This is a genomic window from Bradyrhizobium sp. (assembly GCF_050014615.1).
GTDB lineage: Bacteria > Pseudomonadota > Alphaproteobacteria > Rhizobiales > Xanthobacteraceae > Bradyrhizobium.
Genome location: NZ_JBEKCZ010000342.1, coordinates 1 through 3154, shown reverse-complemented (window position 1 = coordinate 3154; position 3154 = coordinate 1). Strand labels below are relative to the sequence as shown.

At 60.2% G+C, this 3154-nt stretch carries 3 protein-coding genes; all 3 read left to right on the top strand.

Annotation, left to right across the window (positions count from 1 at the left end; genetic code table 11):
* Positions 1 to 191 precede the first annotated feature (191 nt).
* Entirely contained in the window at positions 192 to 1418 is a 1227-nt protein-coding gene (locus ABR948_RS29265; RefSeq protein ID WP_428124762.1) for a site-specific integrase, read from the top strand.
* The gene (locus tag ABR948_RS29260) at positions 1415 to 2338 is read left to right on the top strand and encodes a tyrosine-type recombinase/integrase (RefSeq protein ID WP_428124760.1); all 924 of its coding nucleotides are present in this window, start codon (positions 1415 to 1417) and stop codon (positions 2336 to 2338) included. Before ABR948_RS29265 ends, ABR948_RS29260 begins: the two co-directional genes overlap by 4 nt.
* Positions 2335 to 3154 (top strand): tyrosine-type recombinase/integrase (locus ABR948_RS29255; protein WP_428124758.1); only part of this gene is annotated, 820 nt, incomplete at its 3' end. The genes ABR948_RS29260 and ABR948_RS29255, both read left to right, overlap by 4 nt.

The following is a 3154-nucleotide window of genomic DNA, read 5'->3' as shown; positions in this document are numbered from 1 at the left end:
GGCTTGGTTGGTGGTGATGCTGTAGAGGTTATGCCGACGTCGGCATAATCTCTACTATGCCGACCTCTGGATTATGCCGACCATTGGCTCAGAACGGGCTCTGGCGGTGGCGATCGCTGCGTTGGAGTCGGCATAATCCGATTGGCCTCACAGCGTACAGTCTCCCTCTTGCCAATTGAAGGGAGGCTTTGATGTTGATTGATCTGTCACGAGTTAGGGTTTCGGGTCCGCTTTCGGCATTCGCGACCGGGTTTGCCGACCACATGACAAAACAGGGCTATAGCCAACAGCAGGCCCGCTTTCAGTTATTGCTGCTAAACCGCCTGAGCAATTGGCTTGTGAGCAAGGGGCTTGATGTAGGAGAACTGCGCGCAAAGGAAGTAGAGCAGTTTCAGCTCAGCCGTCATGAAGCGGGTGACAAAGTTCTTCTTCGCTCTATCAGAGCGATGCAGCCGATCCTCGGTTACCTGCGCGGTCTTGGGATCGCACCGGCGGCTTTATCGCCCCCGGTCAGCGGAGCGCTTGAAGCGGCCCTGGCGCGATACCGAGGTTACTTGATACTTGAACGTGGCATCAGGGATGCGTCAGCGTCCCGGTATATTGAACTGATGCGTCCCTTCCTTCAAACCAAGGTCTTGCCGGACGGCCTTACTCTAGACCTTCGAAGCCTGACGGCGGCTGACGTCATTTCTTTTGTGGTGACAAACTGCCCTCGCTTGAGCCCTGGGACGGCCGGGCTGACGGTGTCGGCCCTTCGATCGCTACTCGGTTTTCTTTACGTCGACGGCGCTATTGATCGGTCACTGGTGTCTGCGGTACCGACCGTTCCCGGTCGGCGATTAACCGGATTGCCGAAGGGATTGGCCTCTGACCAAGTGCAGCGCCTTCTGGCGTCCTGCGACACCAGCACCCGAAGTGGCTGCCGTGACTTCGCAGTCCTGACCATGCTTGTTCGCCTGGGCTTGCGGGCAGGCGAAGTCGCCAAACTGCAACTTGAGCACATCGATTGGCGAGGCGGCGAGATCGTGATTGCCCACAGCAAAGGCAATCGCTCCGAACGACTGCCATTACCTGCAGATGTCGGCGAGGCAATCGCGGCTTACTTGCATCATGGCCGTCCCGCAAGCGCGCAAGGCCGAATGGTGTTTGCACGGATCACAGCTCCGCATCACGCTCTCACCACCGGCGCGGTAACGCAAATTGTTCGCCACGCTGGCGAACGGTGCGGCTTTGAACGGATTCATGCTCACCGGCTGCGTCACACCGCAGCGACTCTGATGCTACGCGGCGGTGCATCGCTGCCCGAGATCGGACAACTCCTGCGCCACCGCAGAGCCATTACGACATCGATCTATGCCAAGGTCGACCGCGATGCTCTGCGGTCGATCGCTCGCCCCTGGCCGGGGGTCGTCGTATGAACGTTCTCCGTAAGGCTCTCGCAGACTACTTTGTGGTTCGCCGCGCCCTCGGCTTTAAGCTCTATCGAGCCGAGAAGCTCCTCGGTCAGTTTCTCACCTTCGTCGAGGATCGCGGCGAAGACCATCTGACAACCGAGGCGGCGCTCGCTTGGTCGACACTCCCTAAGCGCGGTCGAACCTGGGCGTTTGCCCGGCTTTCCGTTGTCCGCCGCTTCGCTAAACACCTGCGCGGGATCGACCCCGCGACCGAGGTGCCCCCGACACACTTGCTGGTGCAGCAAAAAGGCCGGGCCACGCCCTACCTATATTCGGAGTCGGATATCGCAGCCCTCATCGCCGCAGCCGGGACGCTGCGGACACCGCACCGAGTGGCGACATTTCGGACATTGATCGCTTTGCTTGCAGTGACCGGAATGCGGGTTGGGGAAGCGATCGGCCTCGACCGCGACGATTTTGACTCCGTCATTGGACTACTCACCATTCGGAACGCAAAGTTCGGCAAGTCTCGCCAATTGCCGCTGCATCCGAGCACCGTGGCTGCACTGGTTGATTATCTGCGTCGAGACGACCGTCCGAAAAACTCGTCGAATACGCCGGCACTGCTGGTCACTACGGTTGGCACCAGGTTCCGCTACATGGGCGTCCAGCCCGTCTTTCGTCAAATTGTGGATGTCGCCGGCCTCAAGCCGCGCTCTGCCTCATGCCGTCCGAGGCTGCATGACCTGCGGCATGGATTTGCCGTCAATACCATCCTTGACGGATATCGAGATGGCAGGGAGCCGGGGAACCGGATCGCGTTGCTGTCGACTTACCTCGGCCACGTCGATCCTGTCAGCACGTACTGGTATCTCTCAGCTGCGCCGGAGTTGCTGACGCTGGTTGGTGATCGTTTGGAGCGGCATCTCGGAGGTGCCGCATGACCGCACTTGCCCCAACCCTGCAAGCGTTCTTCACGGAACGCCTCATCCGCCAGCGCCAAGCTAGTCCCCATACACTTGCGGCCTACCGGGACACGCTGCGGCTGCTGCTGGTCTTCGCATCCGCGAGGAAAGACGTCGAACCTTCGAAGCTGGACATCGACGATCTTGATGCGCCACTCATCGGCGCCTTCCTCGACCATCTTGAGAAGCAGCGGGAGAATAGTGCGCGTACTCGCAACGCTCGACTCGCCGCCGTCCGTTCGCTGTTCCGGTACGCAGCGCTTCGACATCCCGAGCATGCCGCAATAATCGAACGCGTGCTTGCCATTCCACGTAAGCGTTTCGACCGGAGGCTCGTCACTTTCCTGATCGAACCGGAACTTGATGCGCTGTTCCGCGCAGCCGACCGCTCGACCTGGACCGGGCGGCGCGACCATACCTTGCTTACGCTCGCGGCCCAAACGGGCCTGCGTGCGTCAGAATTGATCGGCCTTCGCATCAGCGATGTTCATCTCGGCACTGGCGCCCATGTCAGTTGCACGGGGAAAGGACGGAAGTTGCGGATCACACCGATCACCTCGGGTATGGTCGCCCTCCTGCGTGTTTGGCTCGCGGAGCGCGCGGGTCAGCCGATGGAGCCACTTTTTGTCACCCAGTCGGGGACGTCACTCAGCCGTGACGCCGTCGAACATCGGCTCGCCAAATACGTTCAGATCGCCACCCGCGCCTGTCCGTCGTTGGGACAGAAAACCATCAGCATGCATGTGTTGCGTCATAGCGCTGCGATGCGACTGCTGCGGGCGGGAATTGAGACTT

Excerpts from the sequence above, each read along its gene's own strand:
- ABR948_RS29265 (WP_428124762.1), top strand. The coding sequence starts at position 192 with ATGTTGATTGATCTGTCACGAGTTAGGGTTTCGGGTCCGCTTTCGGCA.
- ABR948_RS29260 (WP_428124760.1), top strand. The coding sequence starts at position 1,415 with ATGAACGTTCTCCGTAAGGCTCTCGCAGACTACTTTGTGGTTCGCCGC.